The sequence below is a fragment of the Ruegeria sp. CH10 genome (genome assembly GCF_056537125.1).
Map to the genome: position 1 here is coordinate 156,816 of NZ_JBQFQY010000006.1, position 19,173 is coordinate 175,988.

19 protein-coding genes are annotated in these 19,173 nt (G+C 60.7%); 3 read left to right on the forward strand and 16 right to left on the reverse strand.

Annotation, left to right across the window (positions count from 1 at the left end; translation table 11 throughout):
- Positions 1-3: 3 nt before the first annotated feature.
- The 13 genes from ACRZ94_RS17265 to trpS all read right to left on the reverse strand — a co-directional run bounded on the left by ACRZ94_RS17265 (position 4) and on the right by trpS (position 11,536).
- Positions 4-771, reverse strand: coding sequence for a TIGR02186 family protein (locus tag ACRZ94_RS17265; protein ID WP_480797956.1), 768 nt, complete (start codon positions 769-771; stop codon positions 4-6).
- A gap of 2 nt (positions 772-773) precedes the next feature.
- Positions 774-1,694: a sulfite exporter TauE/SafE family protein gene (locus ACRZ94_RS17270; protein ID WP_480797913.1), complete on the reverse strand. Its 921-nt coding sequence runs from the start codon at positions 1,692-1,694 to the stop codon at positions 774-776.
- A 314-nt stretch (positions 1,695-2,008) separates the two neighbouring features.
- On the reverse strand, positions 2,009-2,977 hold the full coding sequence (locus ACRZ94_RS17275) for an ABC transporter permease (RefSeq protein ID WP_480797957.1): 969 nt from the start codon (positions 2,975-2,977) through the stop codon (positions 2,009-2,011).
- Positions 2,977-4,071 carry an ABC transporter permease gene (locus ACRZ94_RS17280; protein ID WP_480797914.1) on the reverse strand — a complete coding sequence of 365 codons (1,095 nt, stop codon included), beginning with the start codon at positions 4,069-4,071 and terminating at the stop codon, positions 2,977-2,979. The genes ACRZ94_RS17275 and ACRZ94_RS17280 overlap by 1 nt, the downstream gene beginning before the upstream one ends.
- Positions 4,072-4,074: 3 nt before the next feature.
- Complete coding sequence (locus ACRZ94_RS17285; RefSeq protein ID WP_480655398.1) at positions 4,075-5,604, reverse strand: ABC transporter ATP-binding protein; 1,530 nt, start codon at positions 5,602-5,604, stop codon at positions 4,075-4,077.
- An 86-nt stretch (positions 5,605-5,690) separates the two neighbouring features.
- Positions 5,691-6,689, reverse strand: a complete 999-nt coding sequence (locus ACRZ94_RS17290) for a BMP family lipoprotein (RefSeq protein ID WP_480655396.1) — start codon at positions 6,687-6,689, stop codon at positions 5,691-5,693.
- 159 nt (positions 6,690-6,848) lie between these two features.
- Positions 6,849-7,262, reverse strand: a complete 414-nt coding sequence (locus tag ACRZ94_RS17295; RefSeq protein ID WP_480655394.1) for a GNAT family N-acetyltransferase — start codon at positions 7,260-7,262, stop codon at positions 6,849-6,851.
- The gene (tsaB, locus tag ACRZ94_RS17300) at positions 7,259-7,843 is read right to left on the reverse strand and encodes a tRNA (adenosine(37)-N6)-threonylcarbamoyltransferase complex dimerization subunit type 1 TsaB (protein ID WP_480655392.1); all 585 of its coding nucleotides are present in this window, start codon (positions 7,841-7,843) and stop codon (positions 7,259-7,261) included. The genes ACRZ94_RS17295 and tsaB overlap by 4 nt, the downstream gene beginning before the upstream one ends.
- On the reverse strand, positions 7,833-8,396 hold the full coding sequence (locus tag ACRZ94_RS17305; RefSeq protein WP_480655390.1) for a NifU family protein: 564 nt from the start codon (positions 8,394-8,396) through the stop codon (positions 7,833-7,835). Before ACRZ94_RS17305 ends, tsaB begins: the two co-directional genes overlap by 11 nt.
- 69 nt (positions 8,397-8,465) lie before the next feature.
- The gene (locus tag ACRZ94_RS17310) at positions 8,466-9,059 is read right to left on the reverse strand and encodes a DsbA family protein (protein ID WP_480655388.1); all 594 of its coding nucleotides are present in this window, start codon (positions 9,057-9,059) and stop codon (positions 8,466-8,468) included.
- 9 nt (positions 9,060-9,068) lie between these two features.
- Positions 9,069-9,524, reverse strand: coding sequence for a universal stress protein (locus tag ACRZ94_RS17315; protein WP_209195306.1), 456 nt, complete (start codon positions 9,522-9,524; stop codon positions 9,069-9,071).
- 60 nt (positions 9,525-9,584) lie between these two features.
- Entirely contained in the window at positions 9,585-10,448 is an 864-nt protein-coding gene (locus ACRZ94_RS17320; RefSeq protein ID WP_480655386.1) for a branched-chain amino acid aminotransferase, read from the reverse strand.
- A gap of 59 nt (positions 10,449-10,507) precedes the next feature.
- A complete protein-coding gene (gene trpS, locus ACRZ94_RS17325) occupies positions 10,508-11,536 on the reverse strand; it encodes a tryptophan--tRNA ligase (RefSeq protein WP_480655385.1) in 1,029 nt (342 codons plus the stop codon).
- A gap of 86 nt (positions 11,537-11,622) precedes the next feature.
- On the opposite strand from trpS, the gene ACRZ94_RS17330 reads away from it, so the two are divergent.
- Positions 11,623-12,309, forward strand: coding sequence for a rhomboid family intramembrane serine protease (locus ACRZ94_RS17330; RefSeq protein WP_480655383.1), 687 nt, complete (start codon positions 11,623-11,625; stop codon positions 12,307-12,309).
- Here ACRZ94_RS17330 and murJ read toward each other — a convergent pair whose 3' ends face one another.
- The 3 genes from murJ to ACRZ94_RS17345 are packed head-to-tail and all read right to left on the reverse strand — an operon-like array spanning position 12,310 to position 17,799.
- Positions 12,310-13,851: a murein biosynthesis integral membrane protein MurJ gene (murJ, locus tag ACRZ94_RS17335; protein WP_480797915.1), complete on the reverse strand. Its 1,542-nt coding sequence runs from the start codon at positions 13,849-13,851 to the stop codon at positions 12,310-12,312. It abuts the gene before it with no gap.
- Positions 13,848-16,667, reverse strand: coding sequence for a [protein-PII] uridylyltransferase (locus tag ACRZ94_RS17340; RefSeq protein WP_480797916.1), 2,820 nt, complete (start codon positions 16,665-16,667; stop codon positions 13,848-13,850). Before ACRZ94_RS17340 ends, murJ begins: the two co-directional genes overlap by 4 nt.
- On the reverse strand, positions 16,627-17,799 hold the full coding sequence (locus ACRZ94_RS17345) for a penicillin-binding protein activator (RefSeq protein ID WP_480797917.1): 1,173 nt from the start codon (positions 17,797-17,799) through the stop codon (positions 16,627-16,629). The genes ACRZ94_RS17340 and ACRZ94_RS17345 overlap by 41 nt, the downstream gene beginning before the upstream one ends.
- An 88-nt stretch (positions 17,800-17,887) precedes the next feature.
- Between ACRZ94_RS17345 and rsmI the strand changes: the two genes are divergently transcribed.
- On the forward strand, positions 17,888-18,745 hold the full coding sequence (gene rsmI, locus ACRZ94_RS17350) for a 16S rRNA (cytidine(1402)-2'-O)-methyltransferase (protein WP_480797918.1): 858 nt from the start codon (positions 17,888-17,890) through the stop codon (positions 18,743-18,745).
- 1 nt (position 18,746) lies between these two features.
- The gene (locus ACRZ94_RS17355) at positions 18,747-19,118 is read left to right on the forward strand and encodes a YraN family protein (protein WP_480797919.1); all 372 of its coding nucleotides are present in this window, start codon (positions 18,747-18,749) and stop codon (positions 19,116-19,118) included.
- Positions 19,119-19,173: the final 55 nt, after the last annotated feature.

The following is a 19,173-nucleotide window of genomic DNA, read 5'->3' on the forward strand; positions in this document are numbered from 1 at the left end:
GGGTTAGTTTTCGCGCAGCAACCGGAAGGCAGTCGACGCGCCCCAACCAGCCGCAATTGCGATGACCAATGACATCAGGCCGTACCAGACAGGTTGCTGGCGGGACATGTTGTAGAGGAACCGTTCCAACCCAACCTTGCGCACGTCGATGGTGGTTTCGAACTGGGAAACAACCTCGCGCCCGCGGGTCAGGTAGATACGCGCCACGTAGTCGCCCTCGGTCAGGTCTGCGGGCATGTCGATGGATGTTCTGAACAGGGTCTGTTCGTCCACCGCAACAGTGTTTTCACGGATGGAATACAGGCCCTCAGCCTCTCGGATACGGACAACGGCATCCGCGAAGTCCTGCGCCCCCTGGATGTGCATAGCCGCACCGACCGACCGGATCGCGCGTTCAATGGACACGCGGTAACGCAGGTCTTCGGTGTCCGACAGAATCTCATCCAACGGTGCGCTGGTGGCGACGGCGTAAAAGCTGGGGGCAAGGTCGACCAACACGCTGTCAGTGTTGACCCAAATGCCCAGCCTACGTGCCTTGCGACGTACAGTGACGGGACCGGACGGGCCTGCGACGGCCACGATCACCTCAAGCGGAGGTCCCGACGGGATCGGGGTTTCGCGTTTTACGGCCCCAAAGATCAGAATCTCGGACCCGTCAAATGTGGCCGTAATCGCCACGCGATCCTGGCTGAGACCAAGAACCACGGTCTCTTCCTGGGCCAGCGCTGGCGTGACGCAGAAGACAAGCAGAAGGAGCAGGCGGTTTAGCATCATCAGTGCCCCCCTGCGGTGCCAAGCGAGTACAATTCGGACGGTTCCAGCAACAGGTCCAGCGCCAGTTTCCCGCACACGACCAGAACCAGGGCCGCCAGCAGGACACGCAGTTGCTCGGCTGGCATCCGCGCTCCGATCACCGTTCCGATCTGCGCACCCACAACGCCACCGACCAGCAGCAGAACGGCCAGAACGATGTCGACCGTATAGTTCGTGGTGGCGTGCAGCATGGTGGTGAAGGCGGTCACGAAGATGATCTGAAACAGCGAGGTTCCAACAACAACCTTGGTCGGCATGCCCAGCAGATAGATCATTGCCGGCACCATGATAAAGCCGCCGCCAACCCCCATGATCGCGGACAGAACGCCGACGCACAGCCCCACCATGATCGGCGGAATGACCGAGATATAGAGGCCCGATGTGCGAAACCGCATTTTGAAGGGCAGCGCATGAATCCAACCGCGCTGACGGCGTTTCGCCGGGGCAACGCCGCCTTTTTTGGCCTTACGCAGGGCGCGCAGGCTTTCGACAAACATCAGGCTTCCGACCACGCCAAGGAAGACGACGTAACACAGCGTGACCAGCAGATCGACCTGACCCAGGCTTTTGAGGTAGTTGAATACCACCACACCCAGAGCCGCCCCCGTTAAGCCCCCGACCAACAGGACCGTCCCCATTTTCAGGTCCACGGTTTTTCGTCGGAAATGCGCCAACACGCCGGAAAAGGATGAGGCAACGATCTGGTTTGCTTCGGTGGCAACGGCGACCGCAGGGGGGATACCGATAAAAAACAGCAGCGGCGTCATCAGGAACCCGCCGCCCACACCGAACATGCCGGACAGGATACCGACCATCCCGCCTAACCCCAAAAGCAAAAAGGCGTTGACGGAGACTTCGGCGATAGGAAGGTAAATCTGCATTATGAATTACCGGGTACGGTCAGACGTGCCAATCGGATTGGTGTGGGCTGACAAATACCATTGGGGTGAGGTCTTTATGCGGCGATTAGGCTGCATGGCGAGTATCGAACAAGGGACTGTCCGATTTGGCTGAAAAAACCGCGCGTTTAGTACGGCGCGCGTATGCGTTTCCCAAACCCGGGTGAAAGCGGATGCAATCACGGCTATTTCTGGAAACACACTCATACCTCTTTAGAGCGGTTGCCGCATGCAAAATCAACACTGCATGCGGCACTGCGGCGAACTGGACCGACACGCGGTCAAAACTGGACTGGTCAGCGTTCTTTTACATAGGGTTCCCCACCGGCGCGCGGAGGGGTGGCCTTGCCCACGAATCCGGCCAGAATGACCACCGTCAGGATATAGGGCAGGGCGTCCATCATCTGGACCGGGATCACCACGCCGCCCAGATCGATGTTCTGGAATCGCAACGCAACCGCTTGCAGCAGCCCAAACAGCAGACAGGCCCACATCGCATGCCATGGCCGCCATTTCGCAAAGATCAGCGCCGCCAGCGCGATAAACCCGCGCCCGGCGGTCATTTCTTTGACGAAACCGGCTTGCAGCGCGGTGGCCAGATAGGCCCCGGCGATCCCGCATAGGACGCCACAAATGGCAACGGCGGCAAAGCGCAGTCCCACAACAGACACCCCTGCCGTATCCACGGCAGCCGGGTTTTCACCAACCGCGCGCAGGCGCAGGCCGAACCGGGTGCGATACAGAACCCACCATGTCAGCGGCACCATCAGAAAGGCCGCGTAGACCAGTATGGAATGGCCTGACAGAAGCTCAGCATAGATCGGGCCGATGATCGGCACCCCGCTGATGGCATCGGCAAACGGGAAATCGATCGGTTCAAATCGGGCTCCGCCAAACAGCGAGGGCGTGCGGCCCCCTTGCTGAAACCAGCTCTGCGCGATCAGAACGGTCAGGCCCGAGGCCAGAAAGTTGATGGCGACGCCGGAAATCAGCTGATTGCCCCGGAAGGTGATCGAGGCCACCCCATGCAGCGCCGACAGCACCAGAGAAGCGCCAATGCCCGCAAGCAGCCCCAGCCAGACTGATCCGGTCACGGCGGCGATTGCGGCCGAGAAGAAGGCAGCCATCAGCATTTTGCCTTCCAGCCCGATGTCGAAGATCCCGGCCCGTTCCGAATAAAGCCCCGCAAGACAGGCCAACAACAAAGGCACCGCCAGCCGTACCGTGGAATCGAGAACCTGAATGAGTGTTACGAAAACCTCCATCATTGTGCTCCCTTCCGGGCGCTCAGGAACAGTTTCTCAAGCGGCATGCGGACCATGTTGTCCAGCGCGCCGGTGAACAGGATCACGAGGGCCTGAATGACAACGATCAGCTCACGCGGGATCGACGTCCAAAGGGCCAGTTCGGCCCCGCCCTGATAGAGGAAGCCGAACAAAAGCGCCGCCAGGAACACGCCGAAAGGATGCGACCGACCCATCAAGGCCACGGCGATGCCGATGAACCCGGCGCCTTCGGTTGCGTTCAAAACCAGCCGCTCAGCCTCACCCATCACGTTGTTGATTGCCATCATCCCGGCCAGCGCGCCCGAGATCAGCATGGCGATGATGGTGATGCGGACGGGCGAAATCCCGGCATAGACCGCCCCGGTCTCGGAATGCCCATAAGCGCGGATTTCATAGCCCAGCCGCGTGCGCCAGATCAGTGCCCAGACGACAACACAGGCCAGAATGGCCACGAAGAACGAGATGTTCGCAGGTGCGCCCCGGAACATCACGTTTTCCGCGGTCGAGAACATGGATTGGAAGGTCGGCAGGTGAACCGCATCGGGGAATCGCGCGGTGGCGGGGTCTTGCGACCCCTGCGGGCGCATCACGTTGACCAGCATATAGTTCAGGAAGGCCGCCGCGATAAAGTTGAACATGATCGTGGTGATCACGATATGGCTGCCGCGCTTGGCCTGAAGATAGGCCGGGATCGCAGCCCAGGCCGCCCCGAACAGGGCCGAGCCCACACAAGCGGCCAGCAGGGCGACGCTCCAATGCGGCCAGGGAAGGTAAAGACAGACAAAGGCGACGCCCAGCCCGCCCAACATGGCCTGACCTTCACCGCCAATGTTGAACAGGCGGGCATGAAAGGCCACGGCCACGGCCAGTCCGGTGAACATGAAATTGGTTGCGTAATACAGCGTATAGCCCCAGCCATAGGTCGACCCAAGCGCGCCCGTGACCATGGTCTTGAGGGCGTCCCACGGGTTTTCACCAATGGCGAGGATCACCAGCGCCGAGAGAATTGCGGCCAGGATCAGACTGATCAGCGGGATCAGAACGACATCGGCCCATTTGGGCATTTTATCCATGCTTCACGCGGCCTTTCCCGCAACACCGGCCATCAGCAGGCCCAGCTCTTTTTCATCTGTCTCATGGGGCAGGCGCTCGCCCATGATATGTCCGTCAAACATCACCGCGATCCGGTCGGAGAGTGAGAAGATCTCTTCCAGCTCGACCGAGACCAGCAGGATCGCCTTGCCCTGATCGCGCAGGGCGACGATCTGTTTGTGAATGAACTCGATCGCGCCAATGTCCACGCCGCGGGTCGGCTGGCCGACCAGCAGCAGATCGGGGTTCCGCTCAATCTCGCGCGCGACGACGATCTTTTGCTGATTGCCACCCGAAAAGCTTTTGGCCGACAGCCAGCCATTGGGCGGGCGCACATCGAACTTTTCAATCTTGCGCTCGGTATCGGCGCGCAGGGCGGCGTTGTTCATGAAGAGGCCGCGCTTGTAGGCCGGATCGCGGTGATAGCCAAAGGCCACGTTCTCCCACGCGTGGAAGTCCATGATCAGACCCTCGCGCTGACGGTCTTCGGGCACATGGGCGATGCCGCGCGCGCGCCGGGCCTGACCGTCTGATCCGGCACCAGACAGCGCAAGTGGCGTGCCGTTCAGGCGAATCTCGCCCTGACCGGGGCGCATCCCGCCCAGCACCTCAAGCAATTCCGACTGCCCGTTGCCCGCAACACCGGCAATGCCAACAATCTCACCGGCGCGGACAGTCAGATCGATGCCTTTGACACGTTCAACACCGGCTGAATCGAAGACCCGCAGGTTTTCCACCTCAAGCACGGGCTGCCCCGGTTTTGCGGGCACCTTGTCGACCTGTAGCAGCACCTTGCGGCCCACCATCAACTCGGCCAGCTCCTGTGGGTTGGTCTCGGCCGTTTTCACGGTGGCCGTCATCTCACCACGGCGCATGACCGAGACGGTGTCGGTGTTTTCCATGATCTCGCGCAGTTTATGCGTGATCACGATGATGGTTTTCCCTTCGGACCGCAGCCGGTCGAGGATGCGGAACAGCTGATCCGCCTCGGCGGGGGTCAGCACGCCGGTGGGTTCGTCCAAAATCAGAATCTCGGCCTTGCGATACAGCGCCTTCAGGATTTCCACCCGCTGCTGCATGCCTACGCCGATCTCGTCGATGCGCTTGTCGGGGTCGACGAACAGCTCGTATTCCTCTTCCAGCGCCTTCAGTTCTTTTCGGGCCTTGGCCAGCGACGGGGCCAGCAGGCCACCGTCTTCGGCACCAAGCACGATATTTTCCAGAACGGTGAAATTCTCAACCAGTTTGAAATGCTGGAACACCATGCCGATGCCCGCCGCAATCGCGGCCTGGCTGTCTGGGATCTCGGTCTTTTTCCCGTTGATCCAGATCTCGCCCTTATCGGCCTTGTAGAAACCGTAGAGGATGCTCATCAGCGTGGATTTGCCCGCACCGTTTTCGCCAATGATCCCGTGGATCGTTCCGGGGGCGACGCTGATGGAGATGTCTTTGTTGGCCTGAACCGGCCCAAAGGCTTTGGAAATGCCCTTAAGCTCAATGGCGGGGACGGTCATGTCTTGTCCTTGGGTTGCCGAAAGGGCCGCGCAGCTCGCGGCAGAGTGGAGACAGGGCGGAGGTTAAACCCCCGCCCCGCGTAAGATCAGAACTGCAGTGCCGGGCAGCTGTCGTTCTCATAGTAGCTGGTCACCGAGACGTTGCCGTCGATGATGTCCTGACGGGCCTTGTCAACGGCGGCTTTCATGTCGTCCGACACCAGCGACGCGTTGTTTTCGTCCATCGCATAGCCAACGCCATCTTCGGACAGGCCCATGGTGAAGACGCCGGTTTCAACATTGTCACCCGCTTTCATGGCTTCGTACACAGCCACGTCCACGCGTTTCAGCATCGAGGTCAGAACCTTGCCCGGGTGCAGGTGGTTCTGGTTGCTGTCCACGCCGATCGACAGGATGCCCTCGTCAGCAGCGGTTTGCAGAACGCCAACACCGGTGCCGCCTGCGGCTGCATAGATCACGTCAGCGCCCTGGCTGATCTGCGCCTTGGTCAGTTCCGAGCCCTTCACCGGATCGTTCCACGCCGCCGGGGTGGTGCCGGTCATGTTGGCAACAACCTCAATATCGGGGTTCACGGCTTTGGCGCCTTGCGCATAGCCACAGCCAAAGTGGCGGATCAGCGGAACATCCATTCCGCCGATAAAGCCCACGGTGCCCGACTCGGACGCCATGGCGGCCATCATGCCCACCAGATACGAGCCTTCGTGCTCAGCAAAACCAACCTGACGGATGTTCGGCGCGTCCAGCCACGTGACGTCGACCACGACAAAAGTTGTATCGGGATAGTCAGGCGCAACAGCGGACAGCGGATCGGCCATGCCGAAACCCATGGTGATGACGGGGTTCAGACCGGCCTCGGCAAAGCGGCGCAGGGCCTGCTCACGCTGGGCTTCGGACTGCATCTCGATCTCACGATAGGTGCCGCCGGTTTCTTCGGCCCAGCGAGACGCGCCGTTATGGGCTGCTTCGTTGAACGATTTGTCAAACTTGCCACCCAGGTCAAAGATCAGGGCCGGTTCGGCCATGGCTGCACCTGCGGTCAGAGCGACGGCGGCGGCAGCGCCCATCAAGGATTTCATCAGGGTCATTTGTTACTCCCGTTGGTTATTGTCGGTCGGGGCCAAGATAGCCCCGATTACCCACTGTGAGCGAGCATATCCGTTGTGATGGCGGGAATTAAGGCCGTTTGCAACCGGTGCGGTCAACTGATTTTTGACCAATTGGTCGAAAAAACTTTAGTGGGATGGCTAAGCCAGCCCGCATTCCATGACAATGGCGTCTATTTTCTGATTGTTTTCGCGTAGATAGTAGCTTTTGCGACGCCCGCAGGGGCTGTATCCACACTGTTCGTACAGGCCGATGGCGGGCTGATTGTCGGCTGCAACATCCAAAAACGCGCGGGTTGCGCCTAATATTCGCGCCTGTGCATGCCAGTTTTGCATGCAGCGCAACGCCAGACCTTGCCGTTGATGATCGGGATGGGTGGCGATTGTCAGCAATTCCGCCTCATCCGCGATGACCTGAAACAGGGCAAAAGAATCAGCCGTTCCGACGAAATGTGTGAATCGATTCTCTAGCAGATCGGCGAATTCCTGTGCCGTCCATGGGCGCGATTGGGTAAAGGCTGCCGCGTGCGTTTGGGCCAGGTCCTCGGGGCTCATCCGTCCAGCAACACAGGCGGCAGGTCTTTGGGCGGGGCCGCATCCGCCGGACGCACATAGAGAGGGGCCGGGGCGGTGGTCACGGTCTGCCAATTGCGCGCGGCAACGCGGGCGATGGCCCTGACCTGAACTTCGGAGTCGTCGTTCAGCAGCAAATTCCCCAGCGTTTCCGCCTGATCCAGCGCCATCAGCATTGGACCCTGACCGGGCTGCGCCACATAGACCTGATCACGCGGGGCGCGGATTGCAGGCAGGCCCGCGCCGGTCTCGGCCAGCGCGTCAAAGCCGGATACGCCCACGGCCGGAATACCAAGCCCAAGGGCCAGTCCGCGGGCAGCTGAGACCGAGATGCGGATGCCGGTGAAATTTCCCGGCCCGATGCCCACGCCGATTGCTGTCAGGTCGCGCCATGTGCAGTCGCCCTCGGCCAGCACCTCTTCGAGCAAGGGCATCAACCGTTCGGCTTGCCCACGTGTCATGGATTCGCTGCGTGACACCACAATCGTGTCACCCCGCAACAAAGCGGCCGCGCAATGCGCGGCCGATGTGTCAAACGCCAGAATCAGCGGGTCAGACGGCAACGGGGCGGACCTCGGTCACTTCGGGAATGTAGTGGCGCAGCAGGTTCTCGATCCCCATTTTCAGCGTCAGCGAGGATGAAGGGCACCCGGCACAAGCGCCTTGCATGTGCAGGTAGACAACGCCGCGATCAAACCCGTGGAACGTGATGTCACCGCCATCCTGGGCCACTGCCGGGCGCACGCGCGTGTCCAGCAGATCCTTGATCTGGTCCACGATTTCAGCATTTTCGCCTGTATGTTCAGCATGGCCGGACGCTGCGCTTGCCTCATCTGCCATGATCGGCTGGCCGGACTGGTAATGTTCCATAACTGCGCCAAGGATCGCCGGTTTGATGTGATCCCACTGAACGTCATCCGATTTGGTCACAGTGACAAAGTCATTGCCAAAGAACACTCCCGTGACGCCATTCACCCCGAAAATCCGCTTTGCCAGAGGTGACTTCTCACCAGCTTCGGCTGATGGAAAATCCGCTGTGCCTGCGGCCAGCACGGTTTGGCCGGGCAGGAATTTCAGCGTTGCAGGGTTCGGCGTGGATTCAGTCTGGATGAACATGGCGCGGCTCCGTTTGGGTTGTCTCTGATATGCGGGTCCGGGCCGGGGAAGTCAAGATTTGGAACGGTTCTAAATTTCAGCGGCCAGTTGCACAGCTGCGTCCAACCGGTCATCGCCCCAGAACAGTTCATCCCCCACCACAAAGCTGGGCGCACCGAACAGACCCTTTTCTTGCGCGGTCTTCGTCTGGTCAATCAACGCGGTTTTGATCGCGGGGTCCTGCGTCCGGTCCAGTGTTTCGGGCGGCAATCCGACCTGTTCCAGACATTTCGTCAGGGTCGCATCGTCGGAAATAGTCAGGCCATGCGCGAATTCGGCGGAATAGACCGCCCGGACAAACGCCGCTTTGCGCACTGGATCATCAATTGCCAACACCAGCCGCGCCGCTTTCAGGCCGTTTTGCGGAAAAGGATCAGGCCGGACAAAGGCCAGGCCGCGTTGCGCGCACAAACGTTCCATATCCCGCCACATATAGCGCCCTTTGGCGGGGTAGAGGTTGAACGGAGAGTTGTCCCACCCCTGCGCTGCAAAGATCGGCCCCAGCAAAAAGGGATGCCATTCGACTGTTACCCCGCGACCTTTCGCCAGTTCCTCGATCCGCATCGCGCTGAGATAGGAATAGGTCGAGGCGAATTCGAACCAGAACTGGATGCTGCGCGGCATGGGCGGCCCCTAGGTGATCTCTTCCAGCTTTTCCTTGCTCAGATCGCCGGGAACGATGGTGATCGGGATCGGCAGGCTGCCCGAGTTCTTGGTCAACTGCGTCACCAGCGGACCGGGGCCTTTCTTTTCAACACCAGCCCCAAGGACCAGCACGCCGATCTCAGGATCGGATTGCACGTGCTCGATGATCTGTGGCACAGGGTCGCCTTCGCGAATGGCCAGCTCCGGATCGACGCCCTGTTTGTCGCGCATCCATTTGGCGAAAACCTCGTAATGGGCATGGATACGTTCGCGGGCTTCTTCGCGCATCACTTCGGCCACGCCGATCCAATGGTTGAACTCATCCGGCGGGATGACCGACAAGATCGTCACACCGCCCCCAGTATGGGCGGCGCGCATGGCAGCAAAGCGCATCGCGTTCAGGCATTCGCGGCTGTCATCCAATACGACCAGGAACTTACGCATGGGTGTCCTCATTCATTTCGGGCGATCATGCCTGACCTGACGGGGACTGGCAACAGATGCCTAACCCGCGCTGGCAGCCCAATCCCAATACAACTCGCGCGCGCGGCGGGCGATGGGACCGACCTGATATTGCGTATCCTCCAGCGCAGTGACCGGGGTGATCTTGCTCATGTTGCCGGTCATGAACACCTCATCGGCCTTGTGGAAATCATCAAAGCTGAGGATGGCTTCGTGTACGGTCAAGCCGTCGGCACGCAGGTTTTCGATATGGCGCGCGCGGGTGATTCCAGCCAGAAACGTACCGTTTGGGGTGGGCGTGAAAACCTCTCCATCCCGGACCATAAAGATGTTGGCCGTCGCCGTTTCGGCCACATGGCCCAACGCATCCGCCACCAACGCGTTCGAGAACCCTTTGGAGCGCACCTCTTGCAGCATCCGGGCATTGTTGGGGTAAAGGCACCCGGCCTTGGCGTTCACGACCGCCGATTCCAGAACCGGACGGCGGAACCGCGTATATCCCAAGGTGGCCGAGGCGCTTTCGGGCGCCATCGGGATTTCCTCAAGGCAGATGGCAAAGCCGGTGCTGTTTTCCAAAGGTACGATGGCGGTCGCGTCGCCATCGATACCCCAATACATCGGGCGAATATAAACGGCGGCATCGCGGGAAAAGCTTTGCAGACCTTCGCGAACGATCTCGACCATCTGTTCGGTCGTCACGAAAGGGGTTAGCATCAGCGCCTCGGCAGATCGGTTTACGCGGGCGCAATGGGCCTCAAGATCGGGGGCCAGCCCGTCAAAATACCGCGCACCGTCAAACACCGATGATCCCAGCCACGCGCCATGATCAGCCGCGCGCATGATGGGGGCGTCCCCGTCATGCCACTGACCTTCGAAATAGGTGCGGATGTTTTTGCCGACTGCCATGACGCCCTCCCAAGCTTTGCGGCAAACCTAGGAAGACGTTGCGGCAACGTCCAGAGCAATCAGCCCTGTTTCGCGCCAACCATGCCCGCGATTTCGTAGGTCTGCTGCAGGATCGGGGCGGCGACGGCGCGGGCTTTTTCGGCACCTTTGGCCAAAATCCGGTCAATCTCGGCCTCTTCGCCCATCAGGCGGGCCATCTCGGACGAGATCGGGCCAAGTTTTGACACCGCCAGTTCCGCCAGCATCGGCTTGAACTCACCAAACTGTTTGCCGCCGACCTCGGCCAGAACCTGTGCGGCGGTCTGATCGCTGAGGGCTGCGTAGATGTTCACCAGATTGCGGGCCTCGGGGCGCTCGGACAGGCCATCCACCTCAGAGGGCAGGGCATCCGGGTCGGTCTTGGCCTTGCGGATTTTCTTGGCGATTGTGTCGGCGTCATCGGTCATGTTGATCCGGGTCATGTCCGACGGGTCCGAGGACGACATCTTGCGCGACCCATCCCGCAGGTTCATCACGCGCGGCGCGGGGCCGCCGATCACGGGCTCGGTCACGGGAAAGAAATCAACGCCATAGTCGTGGTTGAACTTGATCGCGATGTCGCGGGTCAGTTCCAGATGCTGTTTCTGATCTTCGCCCACCGGCACATGGGTCGCGTGATAGATCAGGATATCCGCTGCCATCAGTGCCGGATAGGCAAACAGACCCAGCGAGGCGTTCTGCGCATTCTTGCCCGCCTTGTCCTTGAACTGCGTCATCCGCTGCATCCAGCCCATGCGGGCGATACAGTTGAAAATCCACGCCAGTTGCGTGTGCTCGGGCACCTGGCTTTGGTTGAACAGGATCGATTTTTCCGGGTCCAGTCCGGCGGCGATGAAACCTGCGCAGACCTCGCGTGTTTTTTCACGCAGACGGGCCGGGTCCTGCCAGACGGTGATGGCGTGCAGATCGACCATGCAATAGATGGTCTCATAGTCTTCGCCCTGCATATCCACGAACCGCTTGAGCGCCCCCAGATAATTGCCAAGGTGCAGGTTCCCCGACGGCTGGATGCCGGAAAACACGCGCGGTGTGAACTGGGTCTCGGTCATCGAAGGGAACTCCCGTCTGGAAAAATCAGCCCCCGTCGCTTACCCATGAGGCCAAGGGACGTCAACAGCCGCGAAAGGCCAGCCCAATGAGCAGTGAGCATTATACACCCGCCGTGAACCCCCTGCCGCCCGTGGTGGTGGCGCTGGTTCTGTTTATCATGGGGATCGAACTGGCCTTTACGCTGGGCAGCCGCGGCCTGATCGGAGGGCCCGGTGCCGTCGGCTGGCGGCTGGATGCGCTGCAGAGCTATTCGTTTTCCCCCGATATTTTCGACTGGATGATGGAAAACGGGCGCTGGTCGTTTGAACATCTGATCCGATTTGTGACCTACCCGTTCGTCTCGGGCAGCTTTACGCAGGCCGTCTTTGTATGCGTTTTCCTGCTGGCCATGGGCAAAATGGTGGCCGAAGTCTTTGGTGGATTCCAGATGTTGGTCATTTTTGTGCTGTCCGGCGTCGGTGGTGCATTGGCCTATGCCCTGCTGCTGGACCCGCGCTATCCGCTCGTTGGCGGTTTCCCTCCGGTCTATGGTCTGATCGGGGCGTTCACTTGGCTGCTGTGGCGCAAGCTGTCCTTGGTGGGAGAAAACCAATCGCGGGCCTTTGGGCTGATTGCGGCACTTATGGGCATCCAACTGGTCTTTGGCCTGCTGTTCGGCGGTACGTCTGACTGGATTGCCGATCTGGGCGGGTTCGCGACCGGGTTTGGGCTGTCTTTCTTTCTGGCTCCGGGCGGTTGGGCGCGGATCGTGCGGCGCATTCGCCGAGACTGATCAGGACCGACGTAGGGCCTTTTTGAACTCTGACAGTTCAAACGCGCGCAACAGGTGGCCCAGACCGAAATACGAGACCGCGGCCACCATGATCAGAATAAGCAGTGCCAGATAGCGCCAGCCGGGCAGGCCCAGCGTCCAGCCGAACAGCTGAAGGGCGGCAAAAAGGACCACTCCCATCCCAAGCGACGCGGCCACAATCCGCCACACCCGGCGTTTGAACCGGGCGTCGAACTGCGCCTCTTCGCCCATGTGGCGCGCGCCAAAAGCCAAAAGCGCGACCATGGCCCACCCGGCAGTCGAGGCCGCAATCGCGGGTGCAATCCAACCCACCAGCGGGTACAGACCAAAGGCCAGCACCGCATTCACGATCATGGCGACCACAGCATAGTGGAACGGGGTCCGCGTATTCTCACGCGCGAAATACAGCGGTTGAAGCAGCTTTTGCAGCATGAAGGCGGGCAGGCCGATGCCATAGATCGCCACGGCCAGCGCCGTGGCCGTTGTGTCCTGCGGCGTGAACTGCCCGCGTTCGAACAGGACCGATACGATGGGGCCGGGCATGACAATGAAGGCGACGGTCGAGGGCAGCGTCAGCAGCAACGTGAACTCTCCGGCCCGGGAATAAGCGTTGCGCGCGCCATCTTTGTCCCCGGCCCGCAGACGGCGCGACAGGTCGGGCAGCAACACGATGCCCACCGCAATGCCCACCACGCCCAAAGGCAATTGATACAGACGATCCGCCGCAAACAGCCAGCTGACCGCCTTTTCCGTTTGCGAGGCGACCAACTGACCCACCACCAGATTGACCTGAGTGACCCCCATGGCGAGCGCTGCGGGAACGGCGATGCGTACCATGTGTCGCATCTCGGGGCTGAGCTTTGGCAGGCCGGGGCGGATGCGAATACCCGCGCGCTCGGTCGCGACCCAGACCAGCGCCAGTTGCGCAACTCCGGCCACGGGGATAACGGCGATCAGCCAGCGGACGACTTCACCCCCCGATATGGCGCCGGCGATCAGGGCGGTGCAGGCAAAGATGTTCAACAGAACGGGCGCTGCAGCTGCCGCGGCAAAGCGGCCCGTAGCATTCAGGACACCCGAAAACAGTGCTGCCAGCGACATGAACAGGATATAGGGAAAGACCACATAGCCGTAATCCACCGCCAGATCGAACCGTTCGTCGCCATAAAACCCCTGCGCGGTGAACCAAATGAGCGCAGGCATGAACACCATCGCCAGACCGACCAAAGTCAGCACGGCGGCGGCCAACAGGTTGAACGCATCCTGCGCGAAACCTTCGGCGTTCTCGTCGCCTTCCAACCGTTTGGAAAACATCGGGACGAAGGCCGCGTTGAACGCGCCCTCGGCAAAGAACCGGCGGAACATATTGGGCAGGCGGAAAGCCGCGACAAAGGCATCCATCACCGGGCCCGGACCGATATAGGCTGTCAGCAGAATCTCTCGCAAAAAGCCCAGTACGCGGCTGGCCAGCGTCCAGAACCCGACCGTGAACAGGCCTGAAAACAGCCGGATCTGCTTCATGATTCCGCGCGCTCGGCGCCCTCGGTGATGGCTTTGCGCAGCTTGGCCTCAAGCCCGCGCTGCTTGCTCTCCGAATGGTATTTCAGCCCGAACATGTCCTTGACGTAGAAGGTGTCGACCACCTGTTCGCCATAGGTCGCGATGACGGCGTTGGCGATATAGACATTGGCTGCCGCCAGCGTCCGCGTCAGGTCATAAAGCAGACCGGGGCGGTCGCGGGTGTCAACCTCGATGATCGTGTAAATCTCGGACCCGTCATTGTCGAAGGTGACATGAGTGGGCACGTTAAAGGCGCGCTCGCGTTTCTTGATCTTGTCACGCGATTTCAGCGCGTCGCGGGCCACGACCTCACCCTTGAGCGTTTTGTGGATCATCTGCGTCAGACGTGGCAGGCGGCTGGATTCAAAGGGATGGCCGTCGGCGTCCTGAATCCAGAACGCATCGGTGACGTAGCCGTCCTTGGTCGTATAGCTGCGTGCATCCACCACGTTGGCCCCCACTAGTGCCAGCGCCCCGGCGATACGTGCGAAAATGCCGGGGTGGTCGCCCATGGCGAAGCAGGCACGGGTGGCGTCGCGGTCTTCGTCAGGTTGCAGGCGGATTTCCACCTCACCCGGATCGCCGTTTTGTTCCAGCGCCCGCAGCATGTCGGCAAATTCTACATGGGTCGACAGGTTCAGACCCTGCCAATAGGGCGGGTAATGCCGGCCGGTTTCGACCTTGAGGTCCGACTTGGACCAATCCGCCAGCGCCGCGCGCAGGGCTTTCTTGGCCTCGGTCCCGCGGTTGGCGCGGTTGAGGTCCTCCATCCCTGTCTCAAGCGCCCGCTTGGTTTCCGCATGCAGCGCCCGCAGCAGGGTTGCTTTCCAGTTGTTCCAGGTGTTCGGCCCCACCCCGCGAATGTCGCAGACGGTCAGCACGGTCAGCAAATCCAGCCGCTTGACCGTTTTCACCGCCTTGGCAAAGTCGCGCACGGTGCGCGGGTCAGAGATGTCCCGTTTTTGCGCCATGTCTGACATCAGCAGGTGATAGCGCACCAGCCATTCGACGGTTTCCGCATCCGTCTTGTTCAGACCCAGCCGGGGGGCGATTTTGCGGGCCATCTGCGCCCCCAGGATCGAGTGATCCTCGGGCCGTCCCTTGGCGATGTCATGGATCAGCAGGGCGACATACAGAACCTTGCGGTTGACGCCCTCTTTCAGGATCGATGAGGCCAGGGGCAGGGATTCCACCAGCTCTCCGCATTCGATCTGGTTGAGGTTGACGATGCACTGGATGGTATGCTCGTCCACCGTATAGCTGTGATACATGTTGAACTGCATCATCGCCACGATGTGTTCAAATTCCGGCAAAAAGGCTGACAGAACGCCCAGTTCGTTCATCCGACGCAGGGCCCGTTCGGGGTTGCCGTGTTTCAGCATCAGATCCAGGAATATGCGCTGCGCTTCCTTGTTCTCGCGCATATCGTCATCGATCAGGTGCAGGTTGGCGCTGACCAGCCGCATTGCGTCCGGGTGGATCAGCATACCCGTTCGCAGCCCCTCTTCGAACAGGCGCAAGAGGTTCAGCTTGTCGGTCAGAAATGCATCCGGGTCAGCTACGTCCAGACGGCCATGGACCACCGTATAACCTGCCTTGACCCGCGGGCGGCGGCGAAAGATGCGCTCCAGCAGGGGCGCGCCCTTCATATGGGTCGCCTCCAGCTTGGTCAGGAAAATCCGCGTCAGTTCCCCCACGCGGGTGGCCTCGCGGAAATAGCGCTGCATGAACACTTCGACCGCGCGACGACCGGCGCGGTCTTCGTACCCCATGCGGGCGGCGACCTCGACCTGCATGTCGAATGTCAGCTGTTCCGTGGCCCGCCCGGTGACCAGATGCAGGTGCGATCGGACGGCCCACAGGAAATCCTCGGCCTGCACAAAGGTGTTGAACTCGTCACGTGTAAACAGGCCCAGCGGCACCAGCTCGGCCACGTCCTGCACGCCATAGATATACTTGGCGATCCAGTAGAGCGATTGCAGATCGCGCAGCCCGCCCTTGCCCTCTTTCACATTGGGTTCAACCATATAGCGCTGGCCCTGCTTCAGGTGGCGCTCGTCGCGTTCCTGTAGCTTGGCCTCGATAAACTGCCGCTCGCTGCCCTTGAACAGGTCCGATTTCAGGCGGGTGTCCAACTCGGCCCCAAGTGCCTGATCCCCGGCCAGATAACGCAGTTCCAGCATGGAGGTGCGGATGGTGAAATCTTCGGCCCCAAGGCGCAGACAATCCTTGATGGTACGCGAGGAATGCCCGACCTTAAGCCGCAAATCCCACAGGATATAGAGCATGGATTCAATCACGCTCTCGGCCCAGGCGGTGATCTTGTAAGGCGTCAGAAACAGCAAATCCACATCCGAGGATGGGGCCATTTCACCCCGGCCATAGCCGCCAACGGCCATCACGGCGATCTTTTCGCCCTGGGTGGGCGTGGCCAGCGGGTGCAGGTATTCGCTGGCGACTTTCATCGCCGTGCAGACCAGACCATCGGTCAGATAGGTGTAGGAATGTGTCAGTGGACGTGCCGCAAAAGGGCGCTGGTCAAACGCGTCGGCAATGGCCTGACGCCCGGCTTTCTGGGCTGCACGCAGAATGCGCACGGTCTCATTCCGCCGCGCGCCATTGTCGGACGTCGTTTCAAATGCCTCTGACAGTTGGGCCAACACAGCCGCGCTGTCAAAGATGTCATCGACGGGGCAAATCAGCTCACCCTTAGGGGTCAGCGTCAGCGCCGCTTGATCAGAAACCGGCGCCTGAGAAGCTTTGTGGGGCAGGGTCAATCACAATTACCTGTTTATTCTGGATCGTGGCGACAGCCAGACCGCGTTCATTCGTACCGTTCGGACGCAGGCGGAAGATGCCGCCAACGCCCTGGAAACCGGCGTTTTGCGTCAGCGCCGAAGCGGTCAGCGCATTGGATTTGCCCTGGCTGACCAGTGCACCGATTGCAGCGATTCCATCATAGGCCAGCCCGCTGATCGGGTGTGGTGCCTCACCATAGGTGTTGTTGTAGCGCTGGCGATAGGCCTGCGCCTTGGACGGGTCGGGCAGCGCAAACCAGCCGCCCTGCACGCCTGGCAGTTCCAGCGTTTGCGGCGGAATATCCCAGCGGGTCAGACCGATAAACTGTGTGGTCGCGGGCGAAACACCTGCCTCGGGCAGCAGCTGGCTGAACAGCGGCAATGCACCCGCTGTGGTGGCTGTCATGAACAGCGAGTCCGCTCCTGATGCGTCGACCGCTGCCTTGACGGATGGGACCGAGTTGATGACGCCCTGCTGCGAGCGGTCGTAGCCAACCGCGCCAGCATTATTCACGCGGCTGCTGCTGAGAGCCGTGGAAATAGCGGCCTGCCCCAACTGGCCCGCCGCATCATTGCTGTGCAGGATGACCATGTTGTTCTTGCCCTGCGATCCGGCAAAGCCGACCAGCCGATTGGCGGTGTTGTCAAAGGTCGGGCCCAATACGAATACATTGCCGCCCGCGATGCTGGTATTGTTCGAGAAGGACAGCACGTTGACGTTGTTGTTCAGCACGGCGAGCCCGGCTGAGTTTGCCGCCTGCGCGTAAACCGGCCCCAAGATGATCTTGGCCCCGTCGGCCACAGCCCGCTGCGCCACCTCGGCTGCTGTGTTCGAGCTGCCGCGGGTATCGTAGACGCGCAAGTCAATCTTGACGTTCTGCAGATCGGACATTGCCAGACGGGCCGCGTTTTCCAGACTGCGTGCCAGCGCTGCATCGCCTGCCTGACCCGATCCGGCGGGCACCAGCAGGGCGACGGGGACAGGTTCGGATGTGTTGATCGACGGGCCGCCGCCAATGGTGCCAACCTCACACGCGGCAAGGAAAGCTGCGGTGGCCAAAACGGCGGCGGTACGTGCCAGCTTGCGAACGGGCTTGCAAACGGTAAACATCTGAATGAAAACTCCCTGTCCCAACGGCTTGTGATACCGCCAATCTATTGGGTCGCGATAATAGACGTCACGCTGTGAGGGTCCAGCTTTGAATCACCAAAAAGTCAGATTGGGCGCGGGCCTGTATTTTGTTGCCACTCCGATCGGGACAGCGCGCGACATTACGCTGAGGGCGCTGGACGTTCTGGCCTCGGCGGATGTGATTGCTGCCGAAGACACCCGCAGCCTGCGCCGGTTGATGGAGATTCACGGCGTCCCGCTGGAAGGGCGCCGCATCCTGGCCTATCACGATCACAGCGGCGCGGGTGCGCGTGGAAAGATTCTGGATGCGCTGGCCGAGGGAAAATCGGTGGCTTACGCGTCCGAGGCCGGAATGCCCCTGATTGCCGATCCGGGCTATGATCTGGGGCGGCAAGCGGCTGAGGCCGGGCATGTGGTGACTTGCGCGCCGGGCCCTTCGGCGGCTTTGATGGCGCTGACACTGGCGGGCCTGCCGACCGACGCATTCTTTTTCGCGGGCTTTTTGCCAAATGCGTCGGGTGCACGTCGAACTCGGATTGAAGCCCTGCGCGACATCCCCGGCACGCTTGTGTTCTACGAATCGCCCAAACGCGTCGCGGCCTGCCTGTCCGATCTGGCCGAGGTGCTGGGCCCCGACCGCCCGGCGGCCCTGTGCCGCGAATTGACCAAGAAATTCGAAGAGGTCCGGCGCGGAACCTTGGCAGAGCTGGCGGAGGCCCTGCAGGATGAGACGGTCAAAGGTGAGATTGTCTTGCTTGTGGACCGTGGGCATTCGGAAACTATTAACGAATCCGACATAGAAGAAGCTTTGAAGAAAGCCTTGGAAACCCATTCGGTTCGGGATGCGGCGGATCTGGTGTCAGAGATGTACAAGCTGCCGCGCCGCCCGATCTATCAAAAGGCTTTGAAGCTGGGAAAGAGATGATATGACTGCGCAATCTGTCCGAAGTTCGGTGTCCTATCACGCCGGGCAAGCGGCAGAACAGCAGGTTGCCTCCCATTACGAACGGCTCGGGTTTTCTATCGCGCAGCGCCGCTGGCGTGGGCCCGGGGGTGAGATCGACCTGATTGCGCGGAACGCAGACGGGATCGTGTTCATCGAGGTCAAGAAAAGCAAAAGTTTTGAGGCCGCAGCCGCCCGGATCAGCCGCCGTCAGATGGATCGCATCTATGCTTCTGCCTCTCAGTTTCTGGAAACGGAACCCAATGGGCAATTGACCAATGCCCGGTTCGACGCGGCACTGGTGGATGGGACGGGTGCGGTTCAAATCATCGAAAACGCCTTTGATCAGGGCTGACACCCATTGAACCCATGGCCCCGCTGGGCCATGTATCTGGCGTGAAATTGAGGGA

Excerpts from the sequence above, each read along its gene's own strand:
- ACRZ94_RS17265 (WP_480797956.1), bottom strand. The coding sequence starts at position 771 with ATGCTAAACCGCCTGCTCCTTCTGCTTGTCTTCTGCGTCACGCCAGCG.
- ACRZ94_RS17270 (WP_480797913.1), bottom strand. The coding sequence starts at position 1,694 with ATGCAGATTTACCTTCCTATCGCCGAAGTCTCCGTCAACGCCTTTTTG.
- ACRZ94_RS17275 (WP_480797957.1), bottom strand. The coding sequence starts at position 2,977 with ATGGAGGTTTTCGTAACACTCATTCAGGTTCTCGATTCCACGGTACGG.
- ACRZ94_RS17280 (WP_480797914.1), bottom strand. The coding sequence starts at position 4,071 with ATGGATAAAATGCCCAAATGGGCCGATGTCGTTCTGATCCCGCTGATC.
- ACRZ94_RS17285 (WP_480655398.1), bottom strand. The coding sequence starts at position 5,604 with ATGACCGTCCCCGCCATTGAGCTTAAGGGCATTTCCAAAGCCTTTGGG.
- ACRZ94_RS17290 (WP_480655396.1), bottom strand. The coding sequence starts at position 6,689 with ATGACCCTGATGAAATCCTTGATGGGCGCTGCCGCCGCCGTCGCTCTG.
- ACRZ94_RS17295 (WP_480655394.1), bottom strand. The coding sequence starts at position 7,262 with ATGAGCCCCGAGGACCTGGCCCAAACGCACGCGGCAGCCTTTACCCAA.
- ACRZ94_RS17305 (WP_480655390.1), bottom strand. The coding sequence starts at position 8,396 with ATGTTCATCCAGACTGAATCCACGCCGAACCCTGCAACGCTGAAATTC.
- ACRZ94_RS17310 (WP_480655388.1), bottom strand. The coding sequence starts at position 9,059 with ATGCCGCGCAGCATCCAGTTCTGGTTCGAATTCGCCTCGACCTATTCC.
- ACRZ94_RS17315 (WP_209195306.1), bottom strand. The coding sequence starts at position 9,524 with ATGCGTAAGTTCCTGGTCGTATTGGATGACAGCCGCGAATGCCTGAAC.
- ACRZ94_RS17320 (WP_480655386.1), bottom strand. The coding sequence starts at position 10,448 with ATGGCAGTCGGCAAAAACATCCGCACCTATTTCGAAGGTCAGTGGCAT.
- trpS (WP_480655385.1), bottom strand. The coding sequence starts at position 11,536 with ATGACCGAGACCCAGTTCACACCGCGCGTGTTTTCCGGCATCCAGCCG.
- ACRZ94_RS17330 (WP_480655383.1), top strand. The coding sequence starts at position 11,623 with ATGAGCAGTGAGCATTATACACCCGCCGTGAACCCCCTGCCGCCCGTG.
- murJ (WP_480797915.1), bottom strand. The coding sequence starts at position 13,851 with ATGAAGCAGATCCGGCTGTTTTCAGGCCTGTTCACGGTCGGGTTCTGG.
- ACRZ94_RS17345 (WP_480797917.1), bottom strand. The coding sequence starts at position 17,799 with ATGTTTACCGTTTGCAAGCCCGTTCGCAAGCTGGCACGTACCGCCGCC.
- ACRZ94_RS17355 (WP_480797919.1), top strand. The coding sequence starts at position 18,747 with ATGACTGCGCAATCTGTCCGAAGTTCGGTGTCCTATCACGCCGGGCAA.